Origin of the sequence: Pseudomonas sp. RIT-PI-S (genome assembly GCF_025642975.1) — a bacterium.
GTDB lineage: Bacteria > Pseudomonadota > Gammaproteobacteria > Pseudomonadales > Pseudomonadaceae > Aquipseudomonas.
Window position 1 is genome coordinate 166,571 of the sequence record NZ_JANZKJ010000001.1, and the last position, 16,851, is coordinate 183,421.

14 protein-coding genes are annotated in these 16,851 nt (G+C 64.5%); 9 read left to right on the forward strand and 5 right to left on the reverse strand.

Going from position 1 to position 16,851, the window contains the following annotated elements:
- The first annotated feature begins 64 nt into the window (after positions 1 to 64).
- From OGL93_RS00730 to OGL93_RS00740, 3 genes are all read left to right on the forward strand, one after another.
- Positions 65 to 814 (forward strand): FadR/GntR family transcriptional regulator, encoded by a 750-nt coding sequence (locus tag OGL93_RS00730; protein WP_263261083.1) that lies wholly within the window; start codon positions 65 to 67, stop codon positions 812 to 814.
- 201 nt (positions 815 to 1,015) lie between these two features.
- Positions 1,016 to 1,927, forward strand: coding sequence for a 5-dehydro-4-deoxyglucarate dehydratase (gene kdgD / locus OGL93_RS00735; RefSeq protein ID WP_263260376.1), 912 nt, complete (start codon positions 1,016 to 1,018; stop codon positions 1,925 to 1,927).
- 100 nt (positions 1,928 to 2,027) lie between these two features.
- The gene (locus OGL93_RS00740) at positions 2,028 to 2,969 is read left to right on the forward strand and encodes an AEC family transporter (protein WP_263260378.1); all 942 of its coding nucleotides are present in this window, start codon (positions 2,028 to 2,030) and stop codon (positions 2,967 to 2,969) included.
- A 13-nt stretch (positions 2,970 to 2,982) separates the two neighbouring features.
- On the opposite strand, the gene OGL93_RS00745 is transcribed toward OGL93_RS00740, so the two are convergent.
- The 5 genes from OGL93_RS00745 to gatC all read right to left on the reverse strand — a co-directional run bounded on the left by OGL93_RS00745 (position 2,983) and on the right by gatC (position 7,739).
- Complete coding sequence (locus OGL93_RS00745; RefSeq protein WP_263261084.1) at positions 2,983 to 4,029, reverse strand: sodium:calcium antiporter; 1,047 nt, start codon at positions 4,027 to 4,029, stop codon at positions 2,983 to 2,985.
- A gap of 45 nt (positions 4,030 to 4,074) precedes the next feature.
- Entirely contained in the window at positions 4,075 to 4,458 is a 384-nt protein-coding gene (locus OGL93_RS00750) for a septal ring lytic transglycosylase RlpA family protein (RefSeq protein WP_263260380.1), read from the reverse strand.
- 67 nt (positions 4,459 to 4,525) lie between these two features.
- Positions 4,526 to 5,971, reverse strand: coding sequence for an Asp-tRNA(Asn)/Glu-tRNA(Gln) amidotransferase subunit GatB (gene gatB, locus OGL93_RS00755; protein ID WP_263260381.1), 1,446 nt, complete (start codon positions 5,969 to 5,971; stop codon positions 4,526 to 4,528).
- A gap of 12 nt (positions 5,972 to 5,983) precedes the next feature.
- Complete coding sequence (gatA, locus tag OGL93_RS00760) at positions 5,984 to 7,435, reverse strand: Asp-tRNA(Asn)/Glu-tRNA(Gln) amidotransferase subunit GatA (protein ID WP_263260382.1); 1,452 nt, start codon at positions 7,433 to 7,435, stop codon at positions 5,984 to 5,986.
- 16 nt (positions 7,436 to 7,451) lie between these two features.
- Positions 7,452 to 7,739 carry an Asp-tRNA(Asn)/Glu-tRNA(Gln) amidotransferase subunit GatC gene (gene gatC, locus OGL93_RS00765; protein ID WP_263260383.1) on the reverse strand — a complete coding sequence of 96 codons (288 nt, stop codon included), beginning with the start codon at positions 7,737 to 7,739 and terminating at the stop codon, positions 7,452 to 7,454.
- 206 nt (positions 7,740 to 7,945) lie between these two features.
- Between gatC and mreB the strand changes: the two genes are divergently transcribed.
- The 6 genes from mreB to OGL93_RS00795 all read left to right on the forward strand — a co-directional run bounded on the left by mreB (position 7,946) and on the right by OGL93_RS00795 (position 16,817).
- The gene (gene mreB / locus OGL93_RS00770; protein ID WP_168083969.1) at positions 7,946 to 8,983 is read left to right on the forward strand and encodes a rod shape-determining protein MreB; all 1,038 of its coding nucleotides are present in this window, start codon (positions 7,946 to 7,948) and stop codon (positions 8,981 to 8,983) included.
- Positions 8,984 to 9,169: 186 nt separating this feature from the next.
- On the forward strand, positions 9,170 to 10,306 hold the full coding sequence (mreC, locus tag OGL93_RS00775; RefSeq protein WP_263261085.1) for a rod shape-determining protein MreC: 1,137 nt from the start codon (positions 9,170 to 9,172) through the stop codon (positions 10,304 to 10,306).
- Complete coding sequence (mreD, locus tag OGL93_RS00780) at positions 10,306 to 10,794, forward strand: rod shape-determining protein MreD (RefSeq protein WP_263260386.1); 489 nt, start codon at positions 10,306 to 10,308, stop codon at positions 10,792 to 10,794. Before mreC ends, mreD begins: the two co-directional genes overlap by 1 nt.
- Positions 10,795 to 10,824: 30 nt before the next feature.
- Positions 10,825 to 11,415: a Maf family protein gene (locus tag OGL93_RS00785; protein ID WP_263260388.1), complete on the forward strand. Its 591-nt coding sequence runs from the start codon at positions 10,825 to 10,827 to the stop codon at positions 11,413 to 11,415.
- Between the two features lie 70 nt (positions 11,416 to 11,485).
- The gene (rng, locus tag OGL93_RS00790; RefSeq protein WP_263260390.1) at positions 11,486 to 12,943 is read left to right on the forward strand and encodes a ribonuclease G; all 1,458 of its coding nucleotides are present in this window, start codon (positions 11,486 to 11,488) and stop codon (positions 12,941 to 12,943) included.
- Positions 12,944 to 12,974: 31 nt separating this feature from the next.
- Positions 12,975 to 16,817, forward strand: coding sequence for a YhdP family protein (locus tag OGL93_RS00795; RefSeq protein ID WP_263260391.1), 3,843 nt, complete (start codon positions 12,975 to 12,977; stop codon positions 16,815 to 16,817).
- Positions 16,818 to 16,851 lie beyond the last annotated feature (34 nt).

Below are 16,851 nucleotides of genomic sequence, written 5' to 3' on the forward strand. Positions count from 1 at the left end.
CGTTTGCGCTATGATGGGGCCGTGATCAACCCTGAGACCGGCTTTATCTATGGACAATCAAAGCGTGGACAACCTAAGCGCCGCACCACGCGCCCGCAAAAAACCGCGCAGCCTCGCTCAGGAGCTGGTAGCCGTTCTGAGCGAGCGCATCCGTAACGGTGAACTCAAGCGCGGCGACAAGCTGCCCACCGAGTCCGCGATCATGGAAGAGCAGGGGGTCAGCCGTACGGTCGTTCGCGAGGCTATCTCCCGCTTGCAGGCTGCCGGCCAGGTCGAGACCCGTCACGGCATCGGCACCTTCGTGCTCGACACCCCGAGCCCCAGCGGCTTCCGTATCGATCCCGCCACTATCGTCACCCTGCGCGACGTGCTGGCGGTCCTCGAGCTGCGCATCAGCCTTGAGGTGGAGTCGGCGGGCCTCGCCGCGGCCCGGCGGACCGAAGCGCAGTTGCTGTCCATGCGCGAAGCGCTCGATGCCCTGAACGAAAGCGCCGCACACGCTACCGACGCAGTCGTCTCGGACTTCCAATTCCATTTGCGTATTGCCTTGGCCACGGGCAACCGCTACTTCACCGACATCATGAGCCACCTGGGCACCAGCATCATTCCCCGTACCCGGCTGAATTCCGCCCGGTTGGCCCATGACGATCAGCAGCACTACATGACCCGCCTCAGCCGCGAGCATGAAGAAATCTACGACGCCATCGCCCGCCAGGACGCGGACGCGGCTCGCGCTGCCATGCGCCTGCACCTGACCAACAGCCGCGAACGCCTGCGCCAGGCCCATGAAGAAGCCGCCGCCAGCCCCGTATAAACGCGGTTCGCTACACGCCACAGGTTGATGAGAGCGGGCGTAGCCCGCGAACGAGCGGCATCGCTTCGTAAGCTTCGCCTACTTCTGCAGGTTCTCTAATTATCTGGAGGGCCTTGTGTGGTCTTTTAACTGGTTGTACGATGACCTACAACACCGGCAGCGGCCGGTTTCGTTCTTCAGCGCACCAGGGTGTTCCATACAATGACTCCACAAGAACTCAAGTCCATCCTCTCCTCCGGCCTGCTGTCATTCCCGGTTACCGACTTCAACGCCCAAGGTGATTTTAACCGCGACGGCTACATCAAACGCCTTGAATGGCTGGCGCCCTATGGCGCAAGCGCGCTGTTCGCCGCAGGCGGTACCGGTGAATTCTTCTCCTTGGCCACAAGTGAATATTCGCAGGTCATCAAGACTGCCGTGGACACCTGTGCCCGCAGCGTGCCGATTCTGGCTGGGGTAGGCGGCGCCACTCGCCAGGCCATCGAATACGCCCAGGAAGCCGAGCGCCTTGGCGCCAAGGGCTTGCTGCTGCTGCCGCATTACCTGACCGAAGCCTCCCAGGATGGCGTGGCCGCTCACGTGGAGGCGGTGTGCAAGTCCGTCAACATCGGGGTGATCGTCTACAACCGCAACGTATGTCGCCTGAATGCGCCTTTGCTGCAGCAGCTGGCAGACCGTTGCCCTAACCTGATCGGCTACAAAGATGGCCTGGGCGATATCGAGCTGATGGTCAACATTCGCCACCGTCTCGGCGACCGTTTCACCTACTTGGGCGGCTTGCCCACCGCTGAGGTCTATGCCGCCGCCTACAAGGCGCTCGGGGTGCCGGTATATTCCTCTGCGGTGTTCAACTTTGTGCCAAAAACCGCGATGGATTTCTATAAGGCCATCGCCGCTGATGACCACACCACCGTTGGCAAGTTGATCGATGATTTCTTCCTGCCGTACTTGGATATCCGCAACCGCAAGGCTGGCTATGCGGTAAGCATCGTCAAGGCCGGGGCGAAGATTGCAGGCTACGATGCAGGGCCGGTGCGTACGCCGCTGACCGATCTCACTGGCGAAGAGTTCGAAATGCTCGCGGCGCTGATGGATAAGCTTGGGCCGCAGTAAAACTCGCTTAGGCTGTACGAAAGCGCGCCCGCCCCGGCGCGCTTTTTCGTTGCGGTGACTTATCATGCACTACCGATGATCGATAACGGACCGGCGCCGCATGCTAGGCATTTTCCTGGAAACACTGAACATCACCGCACCGGTCTTCGCGATGCTGTTCATGGGCCTGTTGCTCAAGCGCATCGGCTGGATCGACGACGGTTTTATCAAGGTCGCCTCGGAGCTGGTGTTCAACGTCACGATGCCCTGCCTGCTGTTTCTCGGAATCATCCACGCCAACCTCAACGAAGCCCTGCAACTGGGCGTGATGGCGTATTTTGCCGTCGCTACCGTGGCAAGTTTTGCGCTTATCTGGCTATGGGCGTGCTGGCATTGCCCTGAAGCCGATCGCGGCATCTATGTGCAGGGGGCCTTCCGCGGCAACAACGGGATCATCGGGCTGGCACTCGCAGCCAGCATGTATGGTGACTACGGCATCGCCGTGGGGTCGATCCTCGCCGGGGTGTTGATCGTGCTGTACAACAGTTTGTCTTCAGTGGTGCTGGCCTATTACAGCCCAAGCATGAAGTCCGACCCGGTGAGCCTGGCGCTGGGCGTGGTGCGTAATCCGCTGATCCTTGGGGTGCTGGCGGCGGTGCCGTTCGCCGTATGGCACATCCCATTGGCGGGCTGGCTGGACCAGTCCGCCCAGTACTTGGCCCATATGACGCTGCCCCTGGCGTTGATCTGCATCGGCGGCAGCCTGTCGCTGTCGGCCTTGCGTGCCGGCAGCCAGCTGGCGATCAGTGCGAGCCTGGTGAAGATGGTGGCGCTGCCCCTGGTTGCCACACTGGGCGCTTGGCTGTGCGGGTTTCGCGGCGCGGACCTGGGCATTCTCTTCCTTTACTTCGGCGCGCCCACCGCCTCGGTCAGCTATGTGATGGCGCGGGCGGCTGATGGCAATTACCGGCTAGCGGCGACCATCGTGGTCGTCACCACGGTGGCGGCCGTCGTTACCACCAACCTGGGTATCTTTGTGCTGCATGGGCTCGGCTGGATCTAGCCCGCCCCTGCCGTCAGCCCTGGCGCCCTCTGCGCTGATGCCTCCAGGCTGCGAGCGCGACCATCGCCAACAGCAGCGGCACCACATACAGCAACAGCAGCCGCTCCAGCCGCACGGCGAGGTGCATGTCGGTGCTGAAGGCAACCAAGTGCATCCCATAAAGCCCATACAGGGCGAGCAGCAACAGCCCCTCCAGGCGGCTGACGCGGTAGCCCAGGCGGAACAGCGGCCAGGCGAGCACGGCGGCGCCCAGCAATGCCGGCAGGTCGAAAGTCAGGCTATTGGGCGATACCGAAAGCCCGCTGGGGCTCGCAAGCGTGGTCACTGCCAGTACGCCAGTGAGGTTGCACACGCTGCTGCCGATCACATTGCCTACCGCCAACTCGCGTTCACCGCGCCACGCCGCCAGCAGCGACATGGCAAGCTCAGGCAGCGATGCGCACACCGCTACTACCGTCAGCCCGATCACGCGCTCGGATAACCCCAGTTCGTTCGCGAATGCCACGGTTGCATCGAGCAGCCATTGCCCACCCAGGGTGAGCAAAGCTGCGCCGACGATCAGCCGCGCCAGCGCCGTTACTACCGAGCGCTGGCGGCTGGGCGCAATGGGGCCGGGCCGCGCGGCGTGGCGGAACTGCCAAGCCAGCATGGCCAGGTAGCCAGCCCAGCCGGCCAGCAGCAACAGCGCTTCGGCTGTGCCCAGGTGTTGGTCCAGCGCCAGTACATAGAGCAAGGCCGCGGCACCCGCCACCATGGGCAGGTCCAGCCGCACCACCGGCAGCGATACCCGTAACGGCACGATCAGGGCGCATAACCCCAGGGTCACCAGCAAGCTGAACAGCGTGCCACCCACCACACTGCCCAGGGCCACGTCAGGTGCGCCCGCGCTCACGGCGCCCAGGCTGATGGCCAGCTGTGGTGCGCTGCTGCCCAGCGCCATCAACGACAGGCCGGCCACCAGCGGGCGCACCCGAGCCCGTTGGGCCAGGCGCAACACGTTGCGGACCATCAGTTCGGCGCCCAGCAAGAGCATCAAGGCCCCGCAAACGAATTGCAGCAGGCTCAGCGGCGGGAGTGAGGAGAGTTCGGCGATGGGCGTTTCCCCCTAATCCAAGCGTTGGATGCGCACCCGCGCGGTGCCGTCGTCGGTCATGCCCAGCCGCTCGGCCGCGCCTCGGGACAGATCGATCACGCGCTTACGGGCACGGGGGCCGCGGTCGTTGATGCGCACCACTACGCTGCGCGCGTTGTCCAGGTTGGTCACCTGGACCTGAGTGCCGAACGGCAGTGTGCGGTGGGCCGCAGTCAGGCTGTTCTGGTCGAAAGGCTCACCGCTGGCAGTGCGCAGGCCGTGATGGCGGGCACCGTAATACGATGCCAAGCCTTCTTCGGCCTGCCCAGGCGCCAGCGGTGGGGAAAGAAAAGTGCGTTGGCCGGCGCAACCGGCCAATAACAACAGGCTGAAAACCAGGCAAAACGAGCGCCGCATGGTGGTTCCTTGTACAGAGGCTGCGCTCGACCGCCACCCAGGGGATGGCGGCCGGCAGGTCATAACTTCAGCCTTCGAGCTTGCGCTTGAGCAGTTCGTTCACCTGTTGCGGGTTGGCCTTGCCCTTGGAGGCTTTCATCGCCTGGCCCACGAAGAAGCCGAACATCTTGCCGCGCTTGGCTTCGTCCGCCGCGCGGTATTGCTCCACTTGCTCGGCGTTGGCGGCCAACATGTCGTCGAGCACTTTTTCGATGGCGCCGCTGTCCGTCACCTGCTTCAGGCCTCGAGCCTCGATGATCTGGTCGGCAGTGCCTTCGCCATTGGCCATGGCCTCGAACACCACCTTGGCGATCTTGCCGGAGATGGTGTTGTCGCGGATGCGCACCAGCATGCCGCCCAGTTGCTCGGCGCTCACCGGGGACTGCTCGATGTCCACGCCCAGCTTGTTGAGCAGGCTGCCGAGTTCAACCATCACCCAGTTAGCCGCCAGCTTGGCGTCGCCGCCGATCGCCGCGACCTGCTCGAAGTAGTCCGCTTGCTCACGGCTGGAGGCCAGTACCGTGGCGTCGTAGGCCGAGAGGCCGTACTGGCTCTGGAAGCGCTCGCGCTTTTGCGGTGGCAGCTCAGGCAGGGAAGCGCGCACGCTGTCCAGGAAGGCGTCTTCGATCACCACTGGCAGCAGGTCTGGGTCTGGGAAGTAGCGGTAGTCGTTCGCCTCTTCCTTGCTGCGCATGGAGCGGGTTTCGTCTTTGTTCGGGTCGTACAGGCGGGTTTCCTGGATGACCTTGCCGCCGTCCTCGATCAGTTCGATCTGCCGCTGGATCTCGCTGTTGATAGCGCGCTCGATGAAGCGGAACGAGTTGACGTTCTTGATTTCGCAGCGGGTACCAAACTCGGCCTGGCCCTTGGGGCGGATCGACACGTTGCAGTCGCAGCGCAGCGACCCTTCGGCCATGTTGCCGTCGCATATCCCCAGGTAGCGCACCAGCGCGTGGATCGCCTTCACGTACGCCACGGCTTCCTTGGCGCTGCGCATGTCTGGTTCGGACACGATTTCCAGCAGCGGGGTGCCAGCGCGGTTGAGGTCTATCCCGGAAAAGCCCTGGAAGTCTTCGTGCAGGCTTTTGCCGGCATCTTCTTCCAGGTGCGCCCGGGTAACACCGATGCGCTTGCTGGTGCCGTCCTCGAGGGTAATGTCCAGGTGGCCCTTGCCGACGATGGGATGGTCCATCTGGCTGATCTGGTAGCCCTTGGGCAGGTCGGGGTAGAAGTAATTCTTGCGGGCGAACACGTTCTGCTGGCCGATCTCGGCGTCGATGGCCAGGCCGAACATGACCGCCATGCGCACCGCTTCCTGGTTCAGCACCGGCAGCACGCCGGGCATGCCAAGGTCCACCAGGCTTGCCTGGGTGTTGGGTTCGGAGCCGAAGGTGGTAGCACTTCCGGAGAAAATCTTCGATTGGGTGGCGAGCTGGGTATGAATCTCCAGCCCGATCACGACTTCCCATTGCATGTGTATTGCTCCTCAGAACCCTTCGGGCGACTGGCGGTGCCAGTCGGTGACCTGCTGGTAGCGATGCGCGACGTTCAGCAGCCGCCCTTCCTGGAAATACGGCGCCAGCAGCTGCGCACCCACCGGCAAGCCGTCGGCGAAGCCCATAGGCATCGATAGCCCCGGTAGCCCGGCCAGGTTGGCGGTGATGGTGTACACGTCCTCGAGGTACGCCGCGACCGGGTCGTTGTTCTTGGCGCCCAGCTTCCACGCAGGGTTGGGCGTGGTCGGGCCCAGGATCACGTCCACCTCTTGGAAGGCCGCCATGAAGTCGTTCTTGATCAGCCGGCGAATCCGCTGGGCCTTGAGGTAGTAAGCGTCGTAGTAGCCGGCGGAAAGGGCATAGGTGCCCACCATGATGCGCCGCTGCACTTCCGGGCCGAAGCCTTCGCCACGGGAGCGCTTGTACAGATCGGTGAGGTCCAGCGGGTTTTCACAGCGATAGCCAAAGCGCACGCCATCGAAGCGGGACAGGTTGGAAGAGGCTTCGGCAGGAGCGATCACGTAATACGCGGGGATCGCATGCTGCATGTTCGGCAGGCTGATGGGTTTGATCACCGCGCCGAGTTTTTCCAGCTCCGCGATGCAGGCTTCTACCCGTTCGGCGATGCGTGGGTCCAGCCCGGCGCCGAAGTATTCGCGCGGCACGCCGATGCGCAGGCCCTGGAGCGAGTCGTTCAGGGTGGCGCTGTAGTCTGGCACTGCCTCATCGATGCTGGTGGAATCTTTAGGATCGAAGCCGGCCATGGCTTGCAGCATCAAGGCGCAGTCTTCGGCCGTACGCGCCAGCGGGCCTGCCTGGTCCAGGCTCGAGGCATAGGCGACCATGCCCCAGCGCGACACCCGGCCGTAAGTCGGCTTGAGCCCCGTGAGGTTGGTGAACGCCGCCGGCTGGCGGATCGAACCACCGGTGTCGGTGCCGGTGGTCGCCGGCAGCAGGCGCGCGGCCACGGCCGCCGCAGAGCCGCCCGAGGAACCGCCGGGCACGTGATCCAGCTGCCATGGGTTGCGCACTGGGCCGTAGTGGCTGTTTTCGTTCGCCGAGCCCATCGCGAACTCGTCCATGTTGGTCTTGCCCAAGGTCACGGTGCCGGCGGCGGCGAGTTTCTCCACCACGGTCGCATCATAGGGGGCCTGGAAGTTATCGAGCATGCGCGACGCGCAGCTGGTGCGGATGCCGCGGGTGCAGAAGAGGTCCTTGTGGGCCAACGGCGCGCCCAGCAGCGGGCCATTCTCGCCAGCGGCGCGACGGGCATCGGCGGCACGCGCCTGCTCGATGGCATGGTCCTCGGTCACGGTGATGAAGGCATTGAGGCGTGGGCCTAGCGCCTCAATGCGAGCGAGCAGGGCGCGGGTCAGCTCTTCGGAGGAGAATTGCTTGGCGGATAGGCCGCGGGCGATCTCGGCCAGGGTCAGTTGATGCATGGCAGGCAGTTTTCCCTTACTCGATGACTTTCGGTACCAGGTACAGGCCGCTGTCGACGGCCGGTGCGATGGCCTGGTAAGCGTCGCGCTGGTTATGTTCGGTGACCTGATCGGCGCGCAGGCGTTGGCTGGCTTCCAGCGGGTGGGCCAGGGGCGCGATGTTCTCGGTGTTCACCGCTTGCATCTGGTCGGCGAGGCTCAGAATGCTGTTCAGAGCGTCAAGGGTGGGGGGAAGATCGGCCTCGCTCAGCCCGAGGCGGGCCAGGTGGGCGATCTTTTCCACGTCGGAGCGTTCGAGCGCCATGGGGGAGATCTCCAGGGGAAAACCAGGCGGAATCGTTCGGCCCGGCGGGGAACACAGTCGCGAAAGCGCGGTCACAGCGCCGCGATCGTGGGGCTGTGTGCCCGGAAAAACAGCCAATTTAACATATTGGCGCCTTGCCCAAAATCCCCGCCGTTGTTAGAGTTTGCCGCACTTTTTTACCCACGCGTTGCCAGGGTCACTTCTCCATGTTCAAGAAACTGCGTGGCATGTTTTCCAGCGATCTGTCCATCGACCTGGGAACGGCCAACACCCTTATCTACGTGCGTGAGCGCGGTATCGTCCTGAATGAGCCCTCGGTGGTTGCCATCCGTACGCACGGCAACCAGAAGAGCGTTGTGGCCGTCGGAACCGAAGCCAAGCGCATGCTCGGCCGCACCCCGGGTAATATTGCAGCCATTCGTCCGATGAAGGACGGCGTGATCGCCGACTTCAGCGTGTGCGAAAAAATGCTTCAGTACTTCATCAACAAGGTTCATGAGAACAGCTTCCTGCAGCCCAGCCCTCGGGTGCTGATCTGCGTGCCGTGCAAATCGACCCAGGTCGAGCGCCGGGCCATTCGTGAATCCGCCCTGGGCGCCGGTGCCCGTGAGGTCTTCCTCATCGAGGAGCCGATGGCCGCCGCGATCGGCGCCGGCCTGCCGGTCGAGGAAGCCCGCGGCTCGATGGTCGTCGATATCGGCGGTGGTACCACGGAAATCGCGCTGATCTCCTTGAACGGCGTGGTATATGCCGAATCCGTACGGGTAGGTGGCGACCGTTTCGACGAAGCCATCGTGACCTATGTACGGCGCAATTACGGCAGCCTGATCGGTGAATCCACCGCCGAGCGCATCAAGCAGGAAATCGGCACCGCCTACCCGGGTGGCGAAGTCCGCGAGGTCGACGTGCGTGGCCGCAACCTGGCCGAAGGGGTGCCGCGTGCCTTCACGCTCAACTCCAGCGAAGTGCTCGAAGCCTTGCAAGAGTCGCTCGCTACCATCGTTCAGGCGGTCAAGAGCGCGCTGGAGCAGTCTCCACCGGAACTCGCCTCGGACATCGCCGAGCGCGGGCTGGTGTTGACCGGTGGTGGCGCGCTGTTGCGTGACCTGGACAAGCTCCTCGCCCAGGAGACCGGCCTGCCGGTGATCGTCGCCGAAGACCCGCTCACCTGCGTTGCCCGGGGCGGTGGCCGTGCGCTCGAAATGATGGACAAGCACACCATGGATCTGCTCTCCAGCGAATGATCCATAGGGCTGTACGAGAGGCGTCACGTTTCGTACAAAGCCCAGGGTGGCGCCCGGTGGTTTACAGTGACACCTTCCGGTGTTGCTGTCGCAGCCGGGCGTTTTGCGTGTTCTCCGTATTTTCGCGGCGTCGATCCATGACTGACCTTTCGTCCCCATGCCTAGGAGGAACAGCCCATTAAACCGCTGTTCGCCAAGGGCCCTTCTCTGGGTGTGCGCCTGTTGGTGCTGGCCGTGCTGTCGGTCGCGCTGATGGTGGTCGACGCTCGTTTCACGCTGCTCAAGCCCGTGCGCAGCCAGATGTCGCTGGTGCTGATGCAGTCCTACTGGATCACCGACCTGCCGCAGCGGTTGTGGCAGGGCGTGGCCAGCCAGTTCGGTAGCCGCACTGAGCTGATCGCCGAGAACGAGAAGCTCAAGACCGAAGCGCTGCTGCTGCAAGGTCGCCTGCAAAAGCTGGCGGCTTTGACCGAGCAGAACGTGCGCCTGCGTGAGCTGCTCAACTCATCCACGTTGGTGAACGAGAAGGTGGAGGTGGCCGAGCTGATCGGCATGGACCCGAACCCTTTCACCCATCGCATCCTGATCAACAAAGGGGAGCGCGACGGTGTGTCCCTGGGCCAACCGGTGCTCGATGCCCGGGGGTTGATGGGCCAGGTGGTCGAGCTGATGCCCTATACCTCACGGGTGCTCCTGCTCACCGATAGCACTCATAGCATTCCGGTGCAGGTCAATCGCAACGGCCTACGGGCCATCGCCAGCGGCACAGGCAATCCGGAACGGCTGGAACTGCGGCATGTGGCCGATACCGCCGATATCAAGGAAGGCGATTTGCTGGTCAGTTCGGGCCTGGGCCAGCGTTTCCCCGCCGGCTACCCGGTAGCGACCGTTAAGGAAGTCATCCACGACTCCGGCCAGCCGTTCGCGATCGTCCGGGCGGTTCCCACGGCCGCGTTGAACCGCAGCCGGTATGTGCTGCTGGTGTTCTCCGATGGCCGGACCCCGGAGCAGCGGGCGTCCGATGCCGCCCAGGCAGAGGAGGGCGCCGGCGCAACATCGGCCCCTGCGCCAGCAACACCAGCCCCGGCCGCCGCCAGCGCCGTTCACGAGCCGCACTCGCCAGCCCCGGCGGCAGCCCACCCGGCCACGAGCACGCCTGCCACTCCAACGCATGCGTCCGCCCCCGCTGGCCATCCGGCCCCGGCAACGCCCGCCGCGTCGCCGCGCCCCGCCGCTGCAGCTCCCGCGGCTCCGGCACGGGCACCTAGCCCGGCCAGCCACCCGGCGCGCACTGCCCCCGCCACCCCGGAAGGAGCGCACTGATGGTCAATACCCGGCGCAATCACGGTTGGATCATCTGGCTGAGCTTCGCCATCGGTCTGCTGCTGAGCGTTTCCCCGCTACCGCAATTCATGGAGGTGCTGCGGCCACTGTGGCTGGCACTGCTGCTGGCGTTCTGGTGCCTCAACGTTCCGGCGAAAGTCGGCATGACCACCGCCTGGGTGCTGGGCTTGGCCGAGGACGTGCTCTACGGCACCCTGCTGGGGCAGAACGCGCTAATCCTCACCCTCACGACCTTCCTTATGCTTTCGCTGCAGCAGCGCATGCGTATGTTCCCCATGTGGCAGCAGAGCCTGGTGATCTTCGTGGTGTTGGGCGTTACCCAGCTGGTACAGCTATGGCTGAGCGCGCTCACCGGCAATCGTCAGCCAACGTTGGCGCTGGTCCTGCCCGCCGTGGTCAGCGCGCTGCTCTGGCCCTGGATCAGCTATGGCCTGCGCGGCCTACGCCGGCGCTTCAACATCAACTGAAGCCGCCCGTCGACAAAAGGAGTTGTCCACATGACTGCGTTGTTCCTGGCCTCTGGCTCCCCTCGCCGGCGCGAGCTCCTGACGCAGATCGGGGTGCCGTTCACCTGCGTGCCCGCGGGCATCGACGAAACGCCCCTGCCGGGTGAGGCCGCCGAGGCCTATGTGCTGCGGCTGGCCGCGGCGAAAGCAGCCGCCGGCCTCGCAGCGGCACCTGCCAGCGCCGTGGTGCTCGGCGCGGACACCGCGGTTATCCTCGACGGGCAGATTCTCGGCAAGCCGCATGACGGCGGCGACGCAGCCCGCATGCTTGCCGCGCTCAGCGGCCGCGAGCACTTGGTGCTCACCGCCGTGGCGCTGTGCACCGAGGCACGCAGCGAGGTCCTTTGCGTGGGCACTCAGGTACGCTTTCGACACATCGCCGCCGACGAGATCCACGCATACTGGGCCAGCGGCGAGCCCGTGGACAAGGCCGGTAGCTACGCCATCCAAGGCCTGGGCGCGGTGTTCGTCGAAGCCATGAAGGGGAGCTATTCGGCTGTGGTCGGGCTGCCCCTGTGTGAAACGGCGGCCCTCTTGTCCCGCTTCGGCATCGCCTGCTGGCAAGCGAATGTAAGCCCGTGAACCTACACTGGCGTCGCGCCGCGTCGCCAGTCCGGGCATCATGGGGCAACCATCCTGACGAGAGCCAGTCATGAGCGAAGAAATCCTCATCAACATCACGCCGATGGAGTCCCGGGTGGCCGTGGTGGAGAACGGTGTACTGCAGGAGGTGCACGTAGAGCGCACCCAACGCCGCGGCATCGTCGGGAACATCTACAAAGGCAAGGTAGTGAGAGTGCTGCCCGGTATGCAGGCAGCGTTCATCGACATCGGCCTTGAACGGGCGGCCTTCATTCACGCCTCTGAGATCTCCCTGCGAGAAGGCTCGGCGGTAGAAACCATCAGCGCGCTGGTGCACGAAGGTCAAAGCCTGGTGGTGCAGGTCACCAAGGACCCGATCGGCTCCAAGGGCGCGCGGTTGACCACTCAGTTGTCCATCCCTTCGCGCTACCTGGTCTACATGCCACGCACCAGCCACGTGGGTATCTCGCTGAAGATCGAGGAAGAAGCCGAGCGCGAGCGCCTCAAGCAGGTCGTCAGCGACTGCATCGAAAAGGAAGGTATCCAGGAAACCGGTGGGTTTATCCTGCGCACTGCCGCCGAGGGCGCGCGGGCCGAAGAGATCCTCATGGACATCCGCTACCTGCGAAGGCTCTGGGACCAGATCGCCACGCAGATCAAGACCGCCGGTTCGCCCACGGTGATCTACGAAGACCTGGGCCTTGCCCTGCGCACGCTGCGGGACTTGGTCAACCCGAAGATCGAAAAGATCCGCATCGACTCGCGTGAAACCTTCCAGAAGACCACCCAGTTCGTCGGTGAGCTGATGCCCGAGATCGCCAACAGGCTCGAGCATTACCCCGGCGAGCGGCCGATTTTCGACCTGTATGCGGTAGAAGACGAAATCCAGCGCGCGCTGGAGCGCAAAGTGCCGCTCAAGTCCGGTGGCTACCTGGTGGTGGACCCGGCCGAAGCCATGACGACCATCGACGTCAACACCGGGGCCTTCGTGGGCCATCGCAACCTTGAGGAAACCATCTTCAAGACCAACCTGGAGGCGGCCACCGCGATTGCCCGGCAGCTGCGGCTGCGCAACATCGGCGGCATCATCATCATCGACTTCATCGACATGGAAGACGAGGAGCACCAGCGCCAGGTATTGCGCACGCTCGAGAAACAACTCGAGCGCGATCACGCGAAAACCAACATCATCGGCATCACCGAGCTGGGGCTGGTGCAGATGACCCGCAAGCGCACCCGCGAGAGCCTCGAGCAGGTGCTATGCGAGCCCTGCGCGTGCTGCCAGGGGCGGGGCAAGCTGAAAACCCCGGAAACCGTCTGCTACGAGATTTTCCGCGAGATCCTGCGCGAAGCCCGCGCCTATCAAGCAGAGGGCTACAGGGTGCTGGCCAACCAGAAGGTCGTCGATCGCCTGCTCGACGAAGAGTCGGGCAATGTGGCGGAGCTGGAGGCGTTCATTGGCCGCACGATTCGTTTCCAGGTCGAGAGCATGTATTCGCAGGAACAATACGACGTGGTGCTGCTCTGATTCATTCGCTTAACGGTACAAGGGCTGATGCATGGCGCGTTTGACACAGGTTGTAGGCGCGCTCGTTCGCTGGGGCCTCGGCGCGTGCGCCTTGTGCCTGATCTTGCTTGCACTTTATGTAAGCCTGGGCCGGCAGCTGTTGCCGATGCTCAATGACTACCGCCCGGTGCTCGCCAGCAGGGCCAGCCAGGCCCTCGGCATGCCGGTGGAGATTGGCAGGTTGGAGGGCGCCTGGGGCGGTCTGGCTCCCGTGCTGGTGGCGCGAGATGTGACCCTGGGCAGCGGCCCCGGTGCGCTGCACCTGGACCGGGTAAGGGCGGTCCCCGGCATATGGCGCAGCCTCGTTAGCCTGGAGCCGCACATCGCCACGCTGCAGGTCGAGGGGCTGCAGTTGACGCTGGAGCAAGGCAGCGATGGCCAGTGGGCGCTGCAGGGGCTGCCCCGGCGACAGGACGACGCCCCCCTTGACCCGGGCCAGGCCTTTGCCCGGTTGCGCCAGTTGGGCGAGTTGACCCTGTTGGATAGCCAACTGATCCTCAAGCCCTGGCAGCAAGATCCCCTTGCCTTCACCTATCTGGGCCTGAGCCTGCGTGCAACGCTGGGCGAGGAGCGCCTGGACCTACGCTTCAACCTGCCCGATGGCAAGCCGGTCGCTGCTCAACTCAAGGCTCGCGTACCCGAGGCAGACTGGCGCGCGGCTACCGTGCAGGCGTACCTGAGCCTGCCGCAAAGCGACTGGGCCCGCTGGCTGCCGGCCGGGATGACCGGGCAGTGGCACTTTAACGCTCTGCAGGCGGGCGGTGAGCTGTGGCTCGACTGGGCGCAACGGCGCCTCGAGACCGCGACGCTGCGGCTGAATGCGCCGCACATCCAGGGCGGCATCACTGGCCGCGCCGCGGCGCCGCTGGACGACCTCGCGCTTAACGCTTGGGTCCAGCGCGACGGCGAGGGCTACAAGGCGGTGGCGCAACCGCTGGCCATGAGCCTGGGCGGCCAACGCTGGGAAACCACCCTCAAGGCATCGCAGGCCGGCGACCAGTGGCAACTGCAGGCCAGCCGGATCGAGCTGGCGCCCCTGCTGCCGCTGCTCGACGCCTATGCCCCCTGGCCGGAGAAAGCCGCGTTGGCGGTAGATAGCCTCAAGCCCACCGGTGCATTGCGTAACGTGCAGGTAACGGTGAGCCCCCACGAGCAAGGCGATCGCCGCCTGGCATTCGCCGCCAACCTGGAACAGGTCGCCTTCGAGCCCTATCACAACGCCCCGGGCGCGGCCAACGTCAGCGGCAGCATCAGTGGCGATCTCGGCCAGGGCGAGCTGCGCCTGGCGAGCGACAACTTCATGTTGTTCCTGTGGCCGATCTTCAAACAGCCTTGGCATTACCAGCAGGCCCATGCCCGCTTGACCTGGCAGCTCAACAGCGAGGGGTTCAGCCTGGTGGCGCCAGTGATCCAGGTGCTGGGGGAGGAGGGCAAGATAGCCGCCGACTTCATGATTCGCTTGCCCTTTGGCGAAGGCCTGGAGCCTTACATGGACCTGCGGGTCGGCTTGCATGATGGCGATGGCCGCTATACCCCCAAATACCTTCCCGAGGCGCTCAGCCCGCAAGTGGCGGACTGGCTGCGCGCGGCGGTCCAGCAGGGCAAGGTCAACGAAGGCTACTTCCAGTACCAGGGTTCCCTGGCCCACGCGGCGCCGGACCATGCGCGCAGCCTCACGTTGTTTTTCGACGTAAGCGATGCCACGCTCGCCTTCGAACCAGGCTGGCCGGCGGTGACCGGTGTGGATGGCAAGGTGTATATCCAGGACGGCGACGTACGCATCGACGCCAGCCGCGGCCGGCTGCTGGATACCGCTGTCAATGACGTGCAGGTGAGGGTGCCACATGCCCCGGAGGGGCAGGTGCCGAGGTTATTCGTCAAAGGTGGCTTCGAGGGCCCGCTCAGCGACGGTGTGAAGATTCTCCAGACGGCGCCCATCGGCACTGGCGAATTGTTTGCGGGTTGGGAAGGTGACGGCCCCTTGCGGGGCGCCGTGGACCTCGATATTCCCCTTGCCCATGGTTTGCCACCGAAGGTGGTAGTGGACTTCAACACCAGCGGCGCGCGGTTGAAAATCGCCGAGCCTGCGCTTGAAATCAGCCAGCTCAAAGGCGCGTTCCGCTTTGATCTGGACAAGGGCCTTGCCGGCCAGGAGGTCAGCGGCCAGGCGTTGGGCAAGCCTTTTACCGCCAGCCTGGACGCCGCCGGCAAAACCGCGGCGCCATTGACTCAGGTCAACGTGAATGGCCGTATGGATGTAGCGACCCTCAGCACCTGGCTAGGTAACCAGCAGTCGCTGCCCGCCAGTGGGGAATTCCCTTATCAGCTCAAGCTGAGCCTGGGCCAGGACAGCCAGTTGAGTATCGACTCGGACCTCAAGGGCGCGTCTGTGGATTTGCCCTTGCCCTATGGCAAGGCGGCTGGCGACAGCCGCCCGACTCATCTGGAACTGGGCTTGCAGGGCAACGCGCGGCAGCTAAGGGTTGGCTATGCCGGCCTGGCAAGCCTGATCTACCAGCCCGCGAGCGGCCAGTTCGCCAGCCCTCTGGCTGCGGGACGAGGCGAACTGCTGTTGGGCGACGGCACACCCAGGTTGCCAGACGCCACCGGCCTGCGCGTGCGCGGCGCCATGGACTGGGTCGACCTTAAAGCCTGGCAAGCCGTGCGGGATCGCTATATGCCAGCCGCCGCGACGGCTACCCCAGGCACGTCTGGCGGTGCGGGTGCCGCCCTGCCGCTGAGCGCGGCAGACGTGACCGTGGCCCATTTGAGCGCCTTCGGCCAATCGCTGGAACAGGCTCGGCTGCGCCTGGAACGGGCCTCGAACGCTTGGTCGTTGCGCGTCGACAGCCCGCAAGTTACCGGGACCGCGACGCTCGCGGACAGCGCCACGGCGCCGTTGGACATCGACCTGCAGGAAGTCCACCTGCCCGCGCCACCGCCCGAGGTCGCCAATGCCCCGGAGCCGCCCGAAACCCCGGATCCCTTGGCCGACGTAGACCCTCATGCGATTCCCGCGGTCAACGTACGCATCGTTCGCCTGTGGCAAGGTGACGACCTGGTCGGGGCTTGGTCGTTGAAGCTACGGCCAACCGATCGCGGGCTGGCCCTCAATGATCTGGACCTTGGCCTCAAGGGCATGCAGCTGCAAGGCAATGGCGGTTGGGAAGGCAGCCCTGGCGCCAGCACCAGTTGGTTCAAGGGGGCGGTGCATGGCAGCAATCTGGCCGACGTGCTCAAGGCCTGGCGTTTCGCGCCTTCGGTGACCAGCCATGATTTCGCCCTGGATGTGGATGGCCGCTGGCCCGGCTCACCCGCATGGGCCTCGCCCAAGCGCTACTCGGGTAGCCTGGATGCAACGCTCAACCAGGGGCAGTTCGTCGAGGTCGAGGGCGGCGCCCAGGCATTGCGAGTCTTCGGCCTGCTTAACTTCAATGCCATCGGGCGCCGCTTGCGGCTGGATTTTTCCGACCTGCTGGGGCGCGGCCTGAGCTACGACAAGGTCACTGGCAAGCTGGCCGCCAGCGAAGGCGTGTATGTAACCCGTACGCCCATCAGCCTCACCGGCCCTTCAAGCAACCTCGAGCTCGACGGCACCCTAGACATGGCCGCCGACCGAGTGGACGCCCGGCTGCTGGTTACGCTTCCCGTAAGCAACAACCTGCCGATAGCGGCACTGATCGTCGGCGCGCCAGCCATCGGGGGTGCGCTGTTTCTGGTGGATAAACTCCTGGGTGATCGGGTTTCCCGCCTGATGAGCGTGAAATATCGGGTAGAAGGCCCCTTGAAGGAGCCCAAGCTCAGCTTCGACCGCCCGTTCGACAAATCCCATTGATGGCCCTGATAGTTAGCCGGCTGTGAGCCAGTGG

What these genes read in the sequence shown, in the direction of transcription:
- kdgD (WP_263260376.1), top strand. Translation starts at nt 1,016, where the DNA reads ATGACTCCACAAGAACTCAAGTCCATCCTCTCCTCCGGCCTGCTGTCA.
- OGL93_RS00740 (WP_263260378.1), top strand. Translation starts at nt 2,028, where the DNA reads ATGCTAGGCATTTTCCTGGAAACACTGAACATCACCGCACCGGTCTTC.
- OGL93_RS00750 (WP_263260380.1), bottom strand. Translation starts at nt 4,458, where the DNA reads ATGCGGCGCTCGTTTTGCCTGGTTTTCAGCCTGTTGTTATTGGCCGGT.
- gatB (WP_263260381.1), bottom strand. Translation starts at nt 5,971, where the DNA reads ATGCAATGGGAAGTCGTGATCGGGCTGGAGATTCATACCCAGCTCGCC.
- gatA (WP_263260382.1), bottom strand. Translation starts at nt 7,435, where the DNA reads ATGCATCAACTGACCCTGGCCGAGATCGCCCGCGGCCTATCCGCCAAG.
- gatC (WP_263260383.1), bottom strand. Translation starts at nt 7,739, where the DNA reads ATGGCGCTCGAACGCTCCGACGTGGAAAAGATCGCCCACCTGGCCCGC.
- mreB (WP_168083969.1), top strand. Translation starts at nt 7,946, where the DNA reads ATGTTCAAGAAACTGCGTGGCATGTTTTCCAGCGATCTGTCCATCGAC.
- mreD (WP_263260386.1), top strand. Translation starts at nt 10,306, where the DNA reads ATGGTCAATACCCGGCGCAATCACGGTTGGATCATCTGGCTGAGCTTC.
- OGL93_RS00785 (WP_263260388.1), top strand. Translation starts at nt 10,825, where the DNA reads ATGACTGCGTTGTTCCTGGCCTCTGGCTCCCCTCGCCGGCGCGAGCTC.
- rng (WP_263260390.1), top strand. Translation starts at nt 11,486, where the DNA reads ATGAGCGAAGAAATCCTCATCAACATCACGCCGATGGAGTCCCGGGTG.
- OGL93_RS00795 (WP_263260391.1), top strand. Translation starts at nt 12,975, where the DNA reads ATGGCGCGTTTGACACAGGTTGTAGGCGCGCTCGTTCGCTGGGGCCTC.